Genomic DNA, 16,945 nt, shown 5'->3' with positions numbered 1-16,945 from the left:
GCCGCTAAGGCACTAAGGCGCAAAGCTTTTTTTATTCTATTATTTAAAACATACCTAATAGGTTTTGAAAACCTGATGGATACGCATTTTGATTCGCATTGATTCCAAGAATTCACTATTGCCGGCTAATTAGCCCCGATTGAGCCGTTATCCTCGTAGTGAAACGGAGAGATATAGGCGAAAGCGGGAACGATGTTGGCATAAATGCGCCAATGATTCGCTCATTATACTTTGAATTCAGTAAAATAATATTGTAAGGTTGTCAGGAAAAGTTGAGGAAATACTTTATGTATTTGTGTTATCTATCTTTAATACTATGAATTAGTGTAAAGTAGAATTTAGCACCTTCTTTATGATAAAGGGTTGCTAAGGTTTCATCGGGTCTATCCCTCCGCCTTTCGTGATAACTTTCAATAAATTTAGGAACGGTGCAAAGGTATGAAATAGCCTTGCGACTTGCAAGTTTTTTTTTTGGAAGGTTCTGAGGGACTAAGATTCTGAGGTTCTAAGGTTTTTTTTAAGGTGCTGAGATGCTAAGATACTAAGGAACTAAGTTTGGCTTTTGTTTTTCAAATATAGCCCGCGGTTTCAACCACGGGGAACGTATTGTGATAATTCGTTTGTGTTGAGATCATGTAAATTGATTATACGTTGTGTCTATACGTTGTGTCTTTACGTTGCGGTAATGCGATGTGTGTATGCATTGCGTTCCAGTGGTTGAAACCACTGGCTATGTTTTATATGCTGACTAGTCCTAAATAATCGATACAGATTATTAGACAAATATATTTAATTAGACACCTGTAATATTTTTTATTGCAGGTGTTTTTCTTTTATAAGTTCTCATCTTTACTACACTTTGTTGATGCATTTGACTTGGAGTGAGCATATAATTAGAGTAATGTGGTCTTTTGTTATTATAAATATCAATTGCATTTTTCACTAAAACCTTCATTACAGCAAGTTTTAGATTAAACTTATCAATATTAAATTCTTGTTTTAAAATTCCATTTATTCTCTCAGCTACTGCATTCTCATAGGGATCAGAGTTTTGGGTCATACTACATTTTATATTGTTTTTATGTAATAGTTTTTGATATTCATCAGAACAATATTGTATTCCTCTATCTGAATGATGTATTAATGTTTTGCCTTTATCTCTGCGTTTTTTTATTGCATTTTTTAAAGCTGTTAAACTACTATGAGCATTCATATTATCTGCCACATTAAAACCCATTATTCTTTTAGAGTAAGCGTCAGTTATTAGACTTAAATAACATGGATTCTTTCTTTTTCCAATATAGGTTATATCTGATACCCAGACTTGCTCTGGTCTACAAATCTCTAACTCTAATATTTGATTTTGATGTTTTCTAAATCTATGATGAGAGTTTGTTGTTATATGGTAAGAACGTTTTGATATTATCAATAAATGATTTGCTCTAAGTATATCTATAAATTTATCTCGGCCTATTTTAAGTTGATTCAACTCGCTTTTTAAAAGATAATACAATTTTCTTGCTCCAATTCGAGGCATTGTATTTCTAATTTCCAAAACCATATTAACAACTTTTGAAGCCAAAAGCTTCTTATCGCAACTTTTTTTTACTCGACGATAGTAAACCTGTCTGTCAATCCCGAACAAAGTACAGGCAAACATTATTGTTTGTTGTTGTTCTTTTTTAAAATGGTCGATTGTTCGGGTGGTGAGTTTTTTCGAATGTCAATTTGATATTCTTTTTCTGCTATATCAATCATCATATCGAAAATAATAGCTTTTTTATCAGCAACGAAAGCCTGCTGTTCTAAAAATGCTCTTTGTTTTTCCAATAACTTCACTTTGGCTTCAAGTTCCATTATTTTCTGTTCAGGAGATTTTTGCATAAGAGAAGGTGTTTGATTGTCCCAATCAAAGTTACCGAATTTTCGAAGCCATTGAACAATTGTTGAACGTGATTGAATAGCATAATCTTTCTTAACTTGAGAAATTGAGGTTTTTCCCTGTTCTATTTCTTGAACAATTTGAAGTTTTAAAGACATACTGTAATCTTTCTGTGTACGCTTAACATAGCGCAATTCTTGATCTTTTTCCATAATGATACTTTTTGTGTATCGCTATTTCAGGACAAGACATGCTTTATAAATAAAAAGCTCAAACTAAAAGTTTGAGCTTTTTATATAAATCCTGAGTCTTAGCATCTCAGAATCTTAGCAACTTAGACTATCGCTTTCACAACCGCCTTCGGCGCTTCTTTTCGTGTTCCGTCGAAACCATCTACTCCAGAAACTGTGGTATATTTTAAAACGTATTTTTTACCTGGATTGATAATTTGGTATGCGGCCTGGCACATTAAAGTTGCTTCGTGGAAACCACAAAGAATCAATTTTAATTTCCCTGGGTAAGTATTTACGTCTCCAATGGCAAAGATTCCAGGAATATTGGTCTGGTAATCTAAGGCGTTGTTTACTTTGATTGCATTTTTCTCTATATCTAATCCCCAGTCTCCAATTGGACCTAATTTTGGTGTCAATCCGAAAAGTGGAATAAAGAAATCTGTTTCGATTTTACGGTGTGCTCCGTTTTCTTCGATATCTAACGATTCAACGTGCTCAGCACCGTTGATTCCGATTACTTCTGCTGGTGTAATTAATTTAATTTTTCCAGATGTTTTTAATTCCTGTACTTTTTCTACAGAATCAAGAGCTCCTCTGAATTCATTTCTTCTGTGAATTAAAGTTACTTCTGAAGCTACATTTGCCAAGAAAATACTCCAGTCTAAAGCTGAATCTCCTCCTCCGGCAATTACAACTCTTTTATCTCTGAATTTCTCCGGATTTTTGATGAAGTATTTTACTCCTTTATCTTCATAAAACTCGATATCTTCAATAAGTGGCTTGCGTGGCTCAAAACTTCCTAAACCTCCAGCAATAGCAATAACCGGTGCGTGAAATTTAGTTCCTTTGTTTGATGTTACGATAAAACTTCCGTCTTCTTGTTTTTCGATGGTTTCAGCTCTTTCTCCTAATGTGTAACCTGGCTCAAATTGTTTAATTTGCTCTTGTAGGTTATCAATTAAATCTCCTGCTAAAACTTCAGGAAAACCAGGAATATCATAAATAGGTTTTTTAGGGTACAATTCTGAAAGTTGTCCTCCTGCTTGTGGTAAAGCATCTAAAATATGACATTTTAATTTTAATAATCCTGCCTCGAAAACGGCAAATAAACCTGTTGGTCCTGCTCCAATTATAAGTATATCTGTTTTAATCATTATGTTGTTGTTTATAATCATTCTTAATAATACAAAGAAACGAATAATATATTCTAATGACAAATGATTTTTATCATTGATTTCTTTGTGAATTTTTTTTCATCGGGTTAAACCCGAAGCTATAATATGAATCCGTTCCTCTGGAATCATCGGGTTAAAACCCAATGCTAAAATATGAAACGTTCCTCCTCCATCGGTTTAATCCCGAAGCTACAATATGGATCGTTCCTCCTCCATCGGGTTGAAACCCGACGCTACAATATGAAACGTTCCTCCGGAACTCTTGCTATTCTTTGTTTTTTAATGAAGCGGTAATCTCGTTCATCCTTTTAACCTTTTCTTCAAAATCACCTTTTAAGGTTCTTCTGTATTCGTTCAGGTTTTCTACCATTTTATTGATGTCTTCCGGAATTACTTCTTCAAAAAACTCCCGCAGTCTTTTGGCTGTTGTTGGCGATTTCCCGTTGGTCGAAATGGCAATTTTTACATTTCCTTTCGTTACAATTCCGCCCAGATAATAATCACATAAATCTGGTGTATCAGCAATATTGCATATCAAATACCGCTTTCGGGACAGATCGTATACCTTTTTGTTGACTTTTAAATCATCGGTACAAGCGATTACCATATGACGCTTTTTGAGCATTTTCTTTTTGAACTTCGATTCCGTCAATTTAATTGAAGGATGACTTTCTGCTAATACTTTAATTTCTAAATGAAAATCCGGCGCTACAACCTCAACATTTGCATTAGGGCTCGACTTTAATAAAAAAGAGAGCTTTTCTAGTCCCACATTTCCTCCACCCACAATCAGAACATTTAGATTATGAAGCTTTAGAAATATTGGATATAATTCGTTTTGTTCCATTTTAATTTAATTTCATCCAATCAAAATTAGATGATTTACCAATCACATGTTCCTAACGGAACGTTTTTATTGATAACATTTTTTTTCTACCCATGAATTGTTCCTAACGGAACATTCATGGATTATTTCTATTGATTAGCTATTCCTGACCGAATATAACGCTAACGAATTGTCTCTTTTGATAGAAATTCTTCGTAAAATCCTTTTAATTTATTGCTTTCGCGAACAACGTTTCCGAGAATGATAATCGCTGGTGAACTCAGCTGTCTTTGTTTTACAACTTCTAAAATCGAATCTACTGTTCCAACTCCTACTTTTTCGTCAGAGGTTGTTCCGTTTTGAATGATCGCAACGGGCAAATCTCCTTTAGCTTCTTTTTGAAACAAATCGATAATTTGAGGCAATTTGTGCATTCCCATCAAAATAACAACTGTTGCAGAAGATTGCGCCGCCAAAGCTACATCCGAAGATAATTTTCTATCAGAAGTTGTTCCGGTAATTGCCCAAAAGCTTTCTGAAACACCTCTTTTAGTAATAGAAATTCCCTGACTTGCCGGAACTGCGACTACCGAAGATATTCCGGGAATTACAATTGTTTCGATTCCGAAGCTTTCTGCAAATTCTATTTCTTCGCTTCCGCGACCGAAAATAAACGGATCACCACCTTTTAAACGCACTACATTTCCGTACGTTAATGCATTATCAACAATCAATTGATTGATTTGATCCTGCGTATAAGCGTGATTTCCTATTTTTTTTCCAACAAAAATTTTGATGGCATTTTTTGGAGCGTGTGCTAATATTTCGTCATTGGCCAAGGCATCGTACAAAACCACATTCGCTTCAGCAAGGGCTTTTACGGCTTTCAGCGTAAGCAAATCCGGATCACCGGGACCTGCACCAACTAAAGTTACTTTGGGTTTTATTGTATTATGCATTTGCTAATTCTTGAGCTCTGTATTTTTCTATGGTATCAAAAAATGAAATTCCTTGCTGAATATATGCTTTTGCAAATGCTTCCGTAGGTTCATTTTGGTTGATTTGATATACCAATTCTCTAAATGTTGTTGGTAATTGAATTTTATCAGTTGCAATGAAAACAGTATCAAATAAATCTACAATTCCGGCGTGATTATTTGTTTTTTCGTTTTCTGAAAGCAATAAAGCTTTAGCACCATTTACAAATCCTGCATAAGCATGGTAAATAGCATCTGACCATTTTCCTTCGTCGAAAGATTCTTGTGCGAATGTCAATTTATCTTTGGCTTCTAATAATAAAGTAGCAACCAAGTCAATTACAACTCCGGCACATTCTCCTACTCCAACTGCTTTTACGTAATTATCAGCATTACCCCAATCTATGAAATCAGCTTCGGTTAAATTGGTTACGTCTGCGAAAGGTTTCAAAATTTCATAGAAATATTTCTCTCCTTTTAGATCATAATAATTAAGGAATTTTTCTCCGTTGGCATTCGCGTCAAAATCATTTAAAATCGTACGTAATGCATCTGGTCCTCTACGACTCGGTATTTTGATAACTTTGTCCGCAAAACGTCCTGCTCCGTTTCCTAATCTTCCTCCTCCTAATAAAACCTGCAATGCCGGAGCCACTAATTTTCCTGAATTGATAGACATTCCCTGAAAACCAATTGCAGACATATTGTGTTGCCCGCAAGCATTCATACAACCCGAAATTTTAATCTCGATTTCCTGGTTGTTTAAATATTGTGGATATTCTGCGTTTAAAACTTTTTCTAATTCTTCTGCAATACCGGTACTACTTGCAATCCCCAAATTACAAGTATCTGTACCGGGACATGCCGTAATATCAGCTGTAGAATTATAACCTAAATCAACAAAGTTTAATTTAGCTAATTCCTGATAAAAGAAAGGAAGATTCTCTTCTTTTACGTGACGTATTACAATATTTTGACGCAATGAAAAACGTAGTTCATTCGCTGCATAATTTTTAATTAAAGCGGCTAATAATCTTGCTTTATCAGTATAAAAATCTCCTAATAAAACTTTGATCCCAATAGCGTAATAACCTGCTTGTTTTTGAGCAATTACATTCGATTTTTTCCAGGCTTCATAAGCTGCAGCATCTTCAATTGTAACTTTTGGAGCTTGCAATAATGGTTCTGCAATTGGTCCGTCAAAAGCGGTTGTGTCAATTTCGTAGGTTTCAAAAGCGATTGCTTTTTTCTCTTTTTCAACTAAATCAAGGAAAACATCTCTTCCCATTTCTTTGATTAAGAATTTCATACGTGCTTTCATTCTTTTGGCACGTTCACCGTATCTGTCAAAAATACGGATGATTCCTTCTGCTGTCGGGATGATTTCGTTTGCCGGAACAAATTCCGAAAGTAATTCAGCATGCGCCGGCTGAGATCCTAAACCTCCTCCAAACATGATTTTGAAACCACGAACCCCATCAACAATTTTCGGGATAAATCCTAAATCGTGCAAATAACTCAAAGCAGTATCTTCATCAGATGATGAGAACGAAATTTTGAATTTACGTCCCATTTCCTGACAAATAGGATTTCTTAATAAGTATTGAAATAAAGCGTGTGCATAAGGCGAAACATCAAATGGTTCGTTTACATCTACACCAGCCAATTCACTTCCTGTAATATTTCTTACGGTGTTACCACAAGCTTCACGCAAGGTAACATCGTCTTTTGCTAAATTTGCCCAAAGCTCAGGAGTTCTGTCTAAACTTACATAGTGAATCTGAATGTCCTGACGTGTTGTAATGTGCAAACGTCCTGTAGAATATTCATCAGAAACTTTAGTAATACGCACCAATTGTTCGCTGGTTACTTTACCGTAAGGCAACTTAATACGAATCATTTGAACGCCTTCCTGACGTTGTCCGTAAATTCCTCGCGCTAAACGAAGACTACGAAAACGCTCATCATCAATTTTTCCTCCACGGAATAAATGAATCTTTTTTTCTAAATCGATGATCTCTTTCTGAACGATCGGATTTTCTATTTCTGTTCTAAAACTTTCCATTTTCTTTTGCTTTTGGCTCTTAGCTAATAGCTAACTTTAACTTTCTTATTTTGTGCTCAGGACTTACGTCTATTGCATTTTATCTAATAAATCCAACTCCAGCGGTGGTATTGGTTGCTGTATCAATTAAGATAAAAGCTCCGTTTGATTTATTATCGTTATAGGCATCAAAATATAAAGGCTTGCTTAATTTGATGCTTACTTCTCCTATTTCATTTATGGCTAATTGCGAAGCTTCTTTCGTACCTGAATAATCTGTTGAGATGGTATTTTTCATACTTTCTACTTTTGCCAAAACTGAATTTGTGTTGTGTTGTACAATATATTTTGTACCTGCAACCAGTTTTTTACTGTCCATCCAACAAACTGTTGTAGTGATTTCTTTTTCAATTTTTGGAAGCTCTGATGACTTTACAATCATATCTCCTCTCGTAACATTGATATCATTCTCAAGTTCGATTGTAATTGAAGAACCTGCAACAGCTTCATCAAATGTTTTATCAAAAAAGTGAATTTTTGATACTTTTGATTCTGTTAAAGAAGGGAGAACGGTAACAGCATCTCCAACTTTAATGGAGTTCCCGTATAATTTTCCGGCATAACCTCTAAAATCATGATATTCTTCTGTCTTTGGACGAATAACTGTCTGAACCGGAAAACGTGCTTTTCCTGCTTCAAAAACATCTGAAGAATGTAATCCTTCTAAATGTTCCAAAACTGTTTGACCTGTATACCAAGGCATATCTTTAGATTGATCCACTACGTTTCCACCATTAATAGCGCTTAACGGAATGTAACTTACATTTTGTTCTTTAAAAGTGCTTTTAGCATTTAATGCCTGGAAATCAGCTTTGATTTTATTGTAAACTTCTTCAGAATAATCAACCAAATCCATTTTATTAATGGCAACAATTACCTCTTTTACTCTCAATAAATTATTGATGAAAAAGTGACGGTATGTTTGCTCAATTACTCCTTTTCTGGCGTCAATTAAAATGATCGAAACCTGAGAAGTCGAAGCTCCTGTAACCATATTTCTGGTATATTCTACATGCCCCGGAGTATCGGCAATGATGTAACTTTTCTTTGCAGTCGAAAAATAAATGTGCGCTACGTCAATTGTAATTCCTTGTTCTCTCTCTGCTACTAATCCGTCAGTTGCCAATGAAAAATCAAGATAATCGTATCCTTTTTGTTTACTGCTTTTTTCGATTGCTTCTATTTTGTCTGTAGTCAACGATTTTGTATCGTACAATAATCTCCCAATCAAAGTACTTTTTCCGTCATCTACACTTCCTGCTGTTGCTATTTTTAAAACTTCCATTCTAATATTTTTGTTTCAGGTTTAAATTTTTGTTTCAGGTTTCAGGTTTAAAGTTGATTCCCTTTGAACTAAAGTTTAAATCTGTATGTTTTTTTGTTTTTGAATTTACTGTAGAGATTTTTAATTTTTAATTCTAAATTTTTAATTGAATTAAAAGTATCCTTGTTGTTTTCTCTTTTCCATTGCAGCTTCAGAACGTTTATCGTCGATTCTGGCGCCTCTTTCAGAAATAGTTGATTCTCTGATTTCTCCAACAACTTCCTGAATTGTTGCTGCATACGATTCAACAGCGGCTGTACAACTCATATCTCCAACGGTTCTGAAGCGAACAATTCGTTCTTCGATTTGTTCGTCTTCTTCCTGATACACAAAAGGAGAATGCGACCAGATTAAACCGTCTCTCAAAAAAACTTTTCTTTTATGTGAAAAATAGATTGATGGAATCTCGATGTGTTCTTTTTCGATATAACTCCAAACATCTAATTCAGTCCAGTTTGAAATTGGGAAAACACGAACATTTTGACCATTTTCTATTTTTCCATTCAAAATATCAAACAATTCCGGACGTTGATTTTTTTCATCCCATTGACCAAAATCGTCACGAACAGAAAAAATACGTTCTTTAGCTCTTGCTTTTTCTTCATCACGACGCGCTCCACCAATACAAGCATCAAATTTAAATTCTTCAATTGCATCTAAAAGTGTGATCGTCTGTAAGCTGTTTCTACTAGAATATTTACCAGTCTCTTCCACCACTTTTCCTTCATCAATAGCATCCTGAACATTACGAACGATTAACTCTAATCCTAATTCTTCAACTAATTTATCTCTGAAAGCAATTGTCTCAGGGAAATTATGTCCCGTATCAACGTGCAAAAGAGGAAACGGAATCTTAGCAGGAAAAAAGGCTTTTTGCGCCAAACGCACTAATGTTATAGAATCTTTTCCTCCAGAGAAAAGTAAAACCGGTTTATCAAACTGTGAAATTACTTCTCTGAAAATGTATATCGCTTCACTCTCTAAAGCGTTTGTTTTTAATACTGAACTTGAACTCATTTGATATTTTGTTTAATGCTTGACAGCTTTTTTTAGTTTCAGATCGTTGTGAGTTTAATCTAAAACCTATAAACTATCGTTATTCTGTGTTTTTTGTTTTGTCTTTTTCAACGAATTTTAATCCGTTGCCTTCATCAATATCCCCGGATTAAAATCCGGCGCTACAATATAAATCGTTCCTCCGGAACTTTAAATCTATATTCTTGATTCTTTGCTCTTTATTCTTCTCTATTCTCTTTACTCTTTCTTAGCGCTGTGCAATCCGCATTCTTTATGACTTGATTCCCACCACCATCTTCCGGCTCTGATATCTTCTCCCGGAAAAATTGCTCTTGTACATGGTGCGCATCCTATGCTTACGAAACCTTGTTTGTGCAATGCATTTTGAGGGACATTGTTTTCTGACAAATACGTTTCAACTTCTTCTAAAGACCATTTTAATAATGGATTGAATTTGATGATTTCGAAACCTCCGTCGTATTCAAATAAATTCAAATCTTGTCTGTTTTCCGATTGCTCCGCTCTTAAACCTGTGATCCAAACTGAGTTTCCTGCCAAAGCTTTTCTTAAGGGAACTACTTTTCGAATGAAACAACATTCTTTTCTGTTCTCAACCGAATCATAAAAACTATTCGGACCTTTTTCTTTTAATAAATTTTCCACTGCCGTTGCTTCCGGAAAATAAACTTCGATTGGTCTTTTATATTTTTTTAATGTCTTATGAAAAACATCATACGTTTCCTGAAATAATCTTCCGGTATCCAGCGTAAAAATGGTAATATCAGTATTGCTTTTTGCAATGAAATCTGTAATTACCTGATCTTCCTGACCAAAAGAAGTCGAAAAAATCACTTTTCCCGGAAATTCTTTAGCTAGAAAAACTAAAGTTTCGTCAAGCGAAAAATCTTTCGTTACCTCTAATAATGATTCTATAATTGGTGCACTCATAATCTTTTCCTTTCTAAAAAACTGCTTACAATAATTTAGATAATGTTTTTAAACTCAATAATATAATTAAAACTCCAACCGCAACCATCATTGGTTTTCTTTTGATTTTATTTACCAAATAAGCTCCTAATGGCGCTGCAATTACGCCTCCTAAAATTAACCCTATAATAACCTGCCATCCGTGAATTCCTCCAAAAAGCATGAAGGTAATTCCACTTGCAAATGAAATAGCAAATTCAGCTGCATTTACTGATCCAATAGTGTAACGAGGATTTCTACCTCTTCCTAATAATGTAGATGTTACAATGGGACCCCATCCACCGCCGCCAACAGCATCCATAAAACCTCCAAAAGTGGCTAAAATTCCTAATTTTTTAGTTTTCTTTTTAACTATTGTTTTTGCTAATGCTTTTTTAATAATGATAATTGCCAAAACAATCATATAAACCGCAATAAACGGTTTTATAACGTCTCCATTAATGACATCTGATAATAAATAAGCTCCTGCAATAGAACCTAAAACTCCCGGAATCAATAAATGTTTTACGAGCTTTTTATTGATATTTCCAAATTTATGATGCGAAATTGCCGATGCTCCCGTAGTAAACATTTCTGCAACGTGAACGCCTGTACTACTAATTACTGGCGGAACTCCGTAAGCTAATAAAAATGAAGTTGAAGTTGCTCCGTACCCCATTCCTAATGTTCCATCTACCAATTGTGCAAAAACTCCAATAGCGAAAAATATTAAAAAATCTGTATCAAATCCCGAAACTAATCCATCTATCGAAAATTCAGCATGATGCTTGTATATCAACGTAGATAACAAACCTATTAATAATATAACCGGAATTATAACCCACAGTTTTTCTTTTAATAATACATCCGATTTAATACTTACACTATCTATTTTCAATTCTTTTTCCATATTTACTGGCTTGGTTTTTAGCCTAGAAATCCATTACCCTATCGGCTTAATAGATTACTACGCAAAATTAGTACTTATTTCTAAATATCAAAACATTATTTAATTTTTTTACAACTCTAATCCTCTTTTGTTTAAGTAAAGAGCAACTTTAAAAAATATAACAAATTAGATTTCTAAGTTAAAAACCGTATCGCATTGTATTTCAGCGAGATAAAACATTCAAGATATTCATTTGCAAATATAGCATTTTAAAGTCTACCAAATCCATCGGATTATTATAAAAATGTTCTTATTTTTACAGCAAATTTTTATTCATGGATTTTCAAATAGGTCTTGTAATTGCCGGTTTAGTAGTAGGTTTTGTGGTAGGATTGACAGGTGTGGGAGGTGGTTCGTTGATGACACCAATTTTATTGTATTTTGGTATTCCCCCAACAACAGCCGTTGGAACTGATTTATTATATGCTGCTTTTACCAAAATGGGAGGCGTATTTGTACACCATAAAAAAGGAAATATTAATTGGAAAATTACAGGTTGGCTTACTCTGGGCAGTGTTCCTGCAGCTTTAATAACGCTATGGATATTAAACAGTATAAAAACAGATATTTCGACAATAAATGCAGTTATAAAATACAGTTTAGGCTGGGCATTACTTTTTACATCAATTGCAATTCTGTTCAAAAAGAAACTATTAATATATTCTCAAAAACATGCCGGAGATAAATTTCACACTGAAAGTCATACACAAAACATGCTGACAATTGGCATTGGTGTATTATTGGGAGCAACCGTGACACTAACCTCTATTGGTGCCGGAGCTTTAGGCACAGTTACTTTGTTTTTCTTATATCCGCTTTTACCAACGCCACGTTTAGTAGGAACCGAAATTGCCCACGCCGTTCCGCTAACTCTTGTTGCCGGAATTGGGCATGCCTCAATGGGAAATTTAGATTTAGCCTTATTAGGGCAACTATTACTGGGATCCCTTCCGGGAATTTTTATGGGAAGTATGTTAAGCGGAAAAGTGCCTGATTTATTTTTAAGAAACGCCATCGCAGTAATGCTTTTCTTAGCCGGATATAAATTGATTTTTTAATTTCTACACCATATAAGTTATATAAGTTCATTTAATATAAGCTTATAAAGCTACTTACATAAAGCAAAATTATATTACCTTAAATGACTAATATGTTTTAAAATTTTCTTTAAAACGCAATATCTGCCAAAGAATTACTTTCTAATATTTTTAAAGTATTATCACGAACTTCCATCATTAAACGTCTTGCCGCACAAGTAGTTTCGTCATCGCAATCATCGCATCTTTCATAAAAATTATGACTTGCACAAGGCAACAAAGCAATTGGTCCTTCAAGAATACGGTACACTTTGGCCATACTGATATCTTTTGGATCTTTTATCAGGTAATAACCTCCGCCCTTTCCTTTTTTTGCTCCCAGGAAACCGGAATTCCTAAGTAACAACAATATACTTTCTAAGAATTTTATCGAAATATGTTCGCTTTTGGCAATTTCGGCAATCTGTACAGGTTCATTATTTTCACGTCTAGCCAAATAAGTTAAAGCCTTAATTCCGTATTTTGTTTTCTTTGAAAGCACTTATATATATTTTAGATTTTAGATTGTTGATTTTAGATTTCTTGCTAAAATAACAGCTAAATATTTTTCTGCAACAAAAATAAGCTTTTTGAATGAGAAAAATAACACAATAAAAAAGTAAGTTCGACTAAATTAGTATGGTTTAAATAAAAAAAGATTTTTAACGGTACAATTTACAATCAAAAATCGTTATTGCGGTATAGTTTTTAATATATCGTTACAAATTACGGGTATATTATCTTCTAGCAAATAGAGTTGATGATTGTTGTCTTTGAGAATCTGATTATCTATATTCAAATCTAAAAACCATTGTGGGTTAGGCTTATTTGGGTCTTTTTCTCCAAAGTATAATTTTACAATACCATTTGGCACTTCAGTTTCGTATCGTAATCTTGTTGATGAAACAGCGAATAAATGTGTAATTTTCAGCCCTTGTAAAGATGCTTTCCAGGCAATTGTACCTCCAATGCTAAATCCTAAAACAAGTATTTTTCCTGTTTCTAACTGAAGTAAATTTTGGATAGCTTTATCTATTCCTCCATTAAGAAATTGATTATGAATCTCACTTTCGACAAAATTATCAGAAGCAATATTTGCCAATTCAAGAACATCATAATACTGAATCTCAAATTTAGATTGCAATAAATTCATGTAGATTTTAACCCATTCCGGATCTTTTCCTCCAAATAAATCTGATAAAATGAGTAATCTTGGCTTCATATATAAAAAACAATAATTGTCAGACTGAGCGAAGTCGAAGTCACTAAATGGGCTTCGACTTCGCTCAGCCTGACAAATATATCATTAAAATTATTTAAGAAAGTGCCTGATCTAAATCGGCAATAACATCTTTTACCGTTTCTAAACCTACAGAAACACGTACTAAACCTTCCGTAATTCCAACTGCCAGCTTTTCTTCAACAGACAATTTACTGTGTGTTGTCGAAGCTGGATGTGTTACGATTGTTTTTACGTCTCCAATATTTGCGGAAAGCGAACATAATTTAATTTTGTCCAAAAATTTTCGTCCTGCTTCAAGACCACCTTTTATTTCAATTGCAATAATATTACCGCCTAAAAGCATTTGTTTTTTGGCGATTTCATACTTTGGATGTGATTTTAAGAATGGATATTTCACGCTTTCAACATTTGGATGTGCTTCTAAAAACTCAGCCACTTTTAAAGCATTTTCGCAATGTTTGTCTACACGAACTGCCAAAGTTTCTAAACTTTTCGATAAAACCCAAGCGTTAAATGGTGACATTGCCGGACCTGTATTTCTTGAAAATAAATATATTTTACGAATTAGCTCTGCATTTCCAACTGCAACTCCTCCTAAAACACGACCCTGTCCGTCGATTAATTTTGTTGCCGAGTGAATTACGATATCTGCACCGTATTTAATTGGCTGCTGAATATACGGTGTAGCAAAACAATTATCGATAATTAAAATCAGATTGTGTTTTTTTGCAATTTGACCTAACAATTCTAAATCAACAACGTCTACACCAGGATTTGTTGGTGTTTCTGCATATAAAATTTTAGTATTAGGTTTAATAAATCCCTCTATCGTTTCTGGTTTATTAATGTCAAAATAAGTCGTTTCGATATTCCATTTAGGGAAATAAGTCATAAACAACGCGTGTGTAGAACCAAAAACGCTTCCTGCAGAAACAATATGATCACCTGAGTCCAGCAATGCTGCAAAAGTCGAATAGATCGCCGCCATTCCGGTTGCAAAAGCATAACCGGATTCAGCACCTTCCATTGCGCAAACCTTATCAACAAATTCTGTTGTATTTGGATTACTGAAACGAGAGTAAATATTACGTACTTTTTCTTCCGTAAAAGAGGCTCTCATGTCCTCTGCATCTTCGAATACAAAACTCGATGATAAATATAATGGGGTAGAATGTTCCTGAAATTGTGTTTTTTCCAGATGTGTTCTTATGGCTTGGGTTTCAAAACCAAATTCTTGTTCGTTCATTTTTTTTGTTTTAACACGAATTGAACTAATTAGCACCAATTCGCCTGTTTTTATAATTTCACAAAGACTCACAAAAGAACTCAGAGATTCACTAAGTATTTATGCAAATATTTATTACTTATCAAGCCAAAAGAATTTTCTCATTTTCTAATTGACTCATTTTCTAATTTATAATGCTTCGTTGTTTAGGACAACTTTGTATTTAATTGTAGCTGTAGGTTCAACTGTTTTGGCAACTGAACAGTATTTCTCGAAAGAAAGCTGTGCTGCTTTTTTTGCCTTTTCCGGATTGATATCACCTTCTAAATAAAAAACCACATTGATTTCTTTAAAAGGTGTTGCTTCTCCAACTTTTACGCGTTCTCCCTCTACCTCAGCATTAAATGCTTTTATTTCCTGACGTTGCTTCTTTAAAATCGAAATCATATCAATAGCACTGCATCCTGCAACTCCCATCAATACTAATTCCATTGGACTTGCACCTAAATCGCTTCCGCCAAATTCAGCTCTGCTATCAACATCCACTACATGACCACGTTCATTTTTGAGTTTGAAATGAAACGCATCGTTTACTCTGTTTAAGGTTACTTTCATGGTATTATATTCGTAAGTTATTTGTCTTTTTTATCTAATTTCTCCCAATATTCTAAAACCTGTTTTTTAGATTCTGCATCTAAAGATTTAAAATTAGGAGATAATTTATCTGTTTTAAAATCATCAGAAACACTGGATTCAATGGTGTAAAATTGATCTTTTTGCGAAAACACTAAATGAACAGATTGTTGTTTAAAATCAGCATCATAAAGTCCGTAAATAAAAAGAGCATCAACACTTTTATCTTTATTGTAATCTCCAAAAGCTTTTCTGCTTCCCCAGGCCGAAATAATTCCGTTATGATTTACTTCAAGAATAGATTTTACGATCCATTTACTATTGACTTTTGTAAATCTTTGAAAATACATTTTATCAGGATTGGCATTTTTTTCAATCTTCGAAAAAATAAATACATTATCCTCATTTCCTGGAGAACTTACTTCATCTACCTGGATTGCTCTAACGCCCTTATACGGAAAAACTTCCTGTGTATAACTGTCTTTATTTCTAATGACATTTGAAATTTGTGCTGTTAGAATATTGGAGAACAATAGTAAGATTAGTATATTTTTCATTTTTTTTTGTCTAAAAAATAGTTAGTTAAGATTTTATTTTTTCTTTTTTGGACTACTTTTTTTCTTCACCTCTGCTTTTGCTGTTACTACAGGTTTATTACAATCATTGGTCTCATACAATTCTATAAGTCTGTTTAACAATGTCGGTTTCTTAAAGTTTTCGGCATTTACTGCTTCTAAAAATTTAGGGCATTCTTTAAACAATAATTCACAATGATTTCTAACGGCTTTATCCATCCCAACATTAATAGACATCATATCAGATAAATAGAAAATAAAAAAAACACCATCTGCTTTTTCTTTCCCCATATAAAGTACTGTTCCTCCGCTAGAACCTGTCGTTGTTCCGTTTATAGCATTGAATCGCATTGTAGATCGAACGGCATCAACTGCTAATTTTATTCCGTTAGAATAAGCAACGTATAACCAGTATTTTTTTGTACCTTCTTTTATCCCTTTTTCACCTTTATTGGTATGTATAAATAATCTTTCGGCTATAAATGAATTTTCGTCTTTATCTGTATATTCAATTTTTTTTATTTCTTCACTTAAAATCTTTTCAGTATCACCTTTTTCTGTCAGCCTAAATTTTACTTTCGAATCATTGATTTCAACCATTTCGGCAAAACCATTCTTTGTTTCTCCATTTTCCAGAGTAAGTGTAGCTTTATAATATTTAGCCTGCATACTCATAGAGATTAGACAAAAAAGGATAATAATTTTTTTCATGTTATTGTTTATTTGTTTTTTTAGTATTC

General features: G+C 33.8%; 17 protein-coding genes and 1 riboswitch. Of the genes, 1 reads left to right on the top strand and 16 read right to left on the bottom strand.

From position 1 onward, the window contains the following. Positions 1-295: 295 nt before the first annotated feature. A riboswitch (SAM riboswitch) is annotated at positions 296-410 on the bottom strand. A 383-nt stretch (positions 411-793) separates the two neighbouring features. The 10 genes from B0M43_RS07675 to B0M43_RS07635 form a co-directional block, all read right to left on the bottom strand. Then, the gene (locus B0M43_RS07675; RefSeq protein ID WP_210418029.1) at positions 794-1,660 is read right to left on the bottom strand and encodes an IS3 family transposase; all 867 of its coding nucleotides are present in this window, start codon (positions 1,658-1,660) and stop codon (positions 794-796) included. Continuing rightward, the gene (locus tag B0M43_RS24625) at positions 1,660-2,094 is read right to left on the bottom strand and encodes a transposase (protein WP_210418026.1); all 435 of its coding nucleotides are present in this window, start codon (positions 2,092-2,094) and stop codon (positions 1,660-1,662) included. Before B0M43_RS24625 ends, B0M43_RS07675 begins: the two co-directional genes overlap by 1 nt. A gap of 122 nt (positions 2,095-2,216) precedes the next feature. Further along, positions 2,217-3,269, bottom strand: coding sequence for an NAD(P)/FAD-dependent oxidoreductase (locus tag B0M43_RS07670; RefSeq protein ID WP_078006279.1), 1,053 nt, complete (start codon positions 3,267-3,269; stop codon positions 2,217-2,219). A gap of 286 nt (positions 3,270-3,555) precedes the next feature. Beyond that, positions 3,556-4,137, bottom strand: a complete 582-nt coding sequence (locus tag B0M43_RS07665; protein WP_078006280.1) for a bifunctional precorrin-2 dehydrogenase/sirohydrochlorin ferrochelatase — start codon at positions 4,135-4,137, stop codon at positions 3,556-3,558. A gap of 161 nt (positions 4,138-4,298) precedes the next feature. Next, entirely contained in the window at positions 4,299-5,075 is a 777-nt protein-coding gene (cobA, locus tag B0M43_RS07660; protein ID WP_078006281.1) for a uroporphyrinogen-III C-methyltransferase, read from the bottom strand. Next, positions 5,068-7,158: a HEPN domain-containing protein gene (locus B0M43_RS07655; RefSeq protein WP_078006282.1), complete on the bottom strand. Its 2,091-nt coding sequence runs from the start codon at positions 7,156-7,158 to the stop codon at positions 5,068-5,070. The genes cobA and B0M43_RS07655 overlap by 8 nt, the downstream gene beginning before the upstream one ends. Positions 7,159-7,237: 79 nt before the next feature. Further along, entirely contained in the window at positions 7,238-8,482 is a 1,245-nt protein-coding gene (locus B0M43_RS07650) for a sulfate adenylyltransferase subunit 1 (RefSeq protein ID WP_078006283.1), read from the bottom strand. A gap of 150 nt (positions 8,483-8,632) precedes the next feature. Beyond that, positions 8,633-9,538: a sulfate adenylyltransferase subunit CysD gene (cysD, locus tag B0M43_RS07645; RefSeq protein ID WP_056244950.1), complete on the bottom strand. Its 906-nt coding sequence runs from the start codon at positions 9,536-9,538 to the stop codon at positions 8,633-8,635. Positions 9,539-9,775: 237 nt separating this feature from the next. Further along, positions 9,776-10,486 (bottom strand): phosphoadenylyl-sulfate reductase, encoded by a 711-nt coding sequence (locus tag B0M43_RS07640; RefSeq protein WP_065449293.1) that lies wholly within the window; start codon positions 10,484-10,486, stop codon positions 9,776-9,778. A 25-nt stretch (positions 10,487-10,511) separates the two neighbouring features. Next, a complete protein-coding gene (locus tag B0M43_RS07635) occupies positions 10,512-11,414 on the bottom strand; it encodes a sulfite exporter TauE/SafE family protein (RefSeq protein WP_078006284.1) in 903 nt (300 codons plus the stop codon). Between the two features lie 314 nt (positions 11,415-11,728). Between B0M43_RS07635 and B0M43_RS07630 the strand changes: the two genes are divergently transcribed. Next, positions 11,729-12,511, top strand: coding sequence for a sulfite exporter TauE/SafE family protein (locus B0M43_RS07630; RefSeq protein ID WP_065449291.1), 783 nt, complete (start codon positions 11,729-11,731; stop codon positions 12,509-12,511). A gap of 109 nt (positions 12,512-12,620) precedes the next feature. On the opposite strand, the gene B0M43_RS07625 is transcribed toward B0M43_RS07630, so the two are convergent. From B0M43_RS07625 to B0M43_RS07600, 6 genes are all read right to left on the bottom strand, one after another. Then, positions 12,621-13,031 carry an Rrf2 family transcriptional regulator gene (locus B0M43_RS07625; RefSeq protein ID WP_055097114.1) on the bottom strand — a complete coding sequence of 137 codons (411 nt, stop codon included), beginning with the start codon at positions 13,029-13,031 and terminating at the stop codon, positions 12,621-12,623. A gap of 189 nt (positions 13,032-13,220) precedes the next feature. After that, the gene (locus tag B0M43_RS07620) at positions 13,221-13,751 is read right to left on the bottom strand and encodes a hypothetical protein (protein ID WP_078006285.1); all 531 of its coding nucleotides are present in this window, start codon (positions 13,749-13,751) and stop codon (positions 13,221-13,223) included. 94 nt (positions 13,752-13,845) lie between these two features. Then, positions 13,846-15,018: a PLP-dependent aspartate aminotransferase family protein gene (locus B0M43_RS07615; protein ID WP_078006958.1), complete on the bottom strand. Its 1,173-nt coding sequence runs from the start codon at positions 15,016-15,018 to the stop codon at positions 13,846-13,848. 168 nt (positions 15,019-15,186) lie between these two features. Further along, the gene (locus tag B0M43_RS07610) at positions 15,187-15,612 is read right to left on the bottom strand and encodes an OsmC family protein (RefSeq protein ID WP_065449289.1); all 426 of its coding nucleotides are present in this window, start codon (positions 15,610-15,612) and stop codon (positions 15,187-15,189) included. Positions 15,613-15,629: 17 nt separating this feature from the next. Then, positions 15,630-16,187: a hypothetical protein gene (locus B0M43_RS07605; RefSeq protein WP_065449288.1), complete on the bottom strand. Its 558-nt coding sequence runs from the start codon at positions 16,185-16,187 to the stop codon at positions 15,630-15,632. Positions 16,188-16,220: 33 nt separating this feature from the next. Next, entirely contained in the window at positions 16,221-16,916 is a 696-nt protein-coding gene (locus tag B0M43_RS07600; RefSeq protein ID WP_123921768.1) for a hypothetical protein, read from the bottom strand. Between the last annotated feature and the right edge of the window lie 29 nt (positions 16,917-16,945).

The sequence above is a fragment of the Flavobacterium sp. KBS0721 genome, assembly GCF_002007065.3.
GTDB lineage: Bacteria > Bacteroidota > Bacteroidia > Flavobacteriales > Flavobacteriaceae > Flavobacterium > Flavobacterium piscis.
This window is presented reverse-complemented; position numbering and strand designations above follow the sequence as displayed.

Excerpts from the sequence above, each read along its gene's own strand:
- B0M43_RS07675 (WP_210418029.1), bottom strand. The coding sequence starts at position 1,660 with ATGTTTGCCTGTACTTTGTTCGGGATTGACAGACAGGTTTACTATCGT.
- B0M43_RS24625 (WP_210418026.1), bottom strand. The coding sequence starts at position 2,094 with ATGGAAAAAGATCAAGAATTGCGCTATGTTAAGCGTACACAGAAAGAT.
- B0M43_RS07670 (WP_078006279.1), bottom strand. The coding sequence starts at position 3,269 with ATGATTAAAACAGATATACTTATAATTGGAGCAGGACCAACAGGTTTA.
- B0M43_RS07665 (WP_078006280.1), bottom strand. The coding sequence starts at position 4,137 with ATGGAACAAAACGAATTATATCCAATATTTCTAAAGCTTCATAATCTA.
- cobA (WP_078006281.1), bottom strand. The coding sequence starts at position 5,075 with ATGCATAATACAATAAAACCCAAAGTAACTTTAGTTGGTGCAGGTCCC.
- B0M43_RS07655 (WP_078006282.1), bottom strand. The coding sequence starts at position 7,158 with ATGGAAAGTTTTAGAACAGAAATAGAAAATCCGATCGTTCAGAAAGAG.
- B0M43_RS07650 (WP_078006283.1), bottom strand. The coding sequence starts at position 8,482 with ATGGAAGTTTTAAAAATAGCAACAGCAGGAAGTGTAGATGACGGAAAA.
- cysD (WP_056244950.1), bottom strand. The coding sequence starts at position 9,538 with ATGAGTTCAAGTTCAGTATTAAAAACAAACGCTTTAGAGAGTGAAGCG.
- B0M43_RS07640 (WP_065449293.1), bottom strand. The coding sequence starts at position 10,486 with ATGAGTGCACCAATTATAGAATCATTATTAGAGGTAACGAAAGATTTT.
- B0M43_RS07635 (WP_078006284.1), bottom strand. The coding sequence starts at position 11,414 with ATGGAAAAAGAATTGAAAATAGATAGTGTAAGTATTAAATCGGATGTA.
- B0M43_RS07630 (WP_065449291.1), top strand. The coding sequence starts at position 11,729 with ATGGATTTTCAAATAGGTCTTGTAATTGCCGGTTTAGTAGTAGGTTTT.
- B0M43_RS07620 (WP_078006285.1), bottom strand. The coding sequence starts at position 13,751 with ATGAAGCCAAGATTACTCATTTTATCAGATTTATTTGGAGGAAAAGAT.
- B0M43_RS07615 (WP_078006958.1), bottom strand. The coding sequence starts at position 15,018 with ATGAACGAACAAGAATTTGGTTTTGAAACCCAAGCCATAAGAACACAT.
- B0M43_RS07610 (WP_065449289.1), bottom strand. The coding sequence starts at position 15,612 with ATGAAAGTAACCTTAAACAGAGTAAACGATGCGTTTCATTTCAAACTC.
- B0M43_RS07605 (WP_065449288.1), bottom strand. The coding sequence starts at position 16,187 with ATGAAAAATATACTAATCTTACTATTGTTCTCCAATATTCTAACAGCA.
- B0M43_RS07600 (WP_123921768.1), bottom strand. The coding sequence starts at position 16,916 with ATGAAAAAAATTATTATCCTTTTTTGTCTAATCTCTATGAGTATGCAG.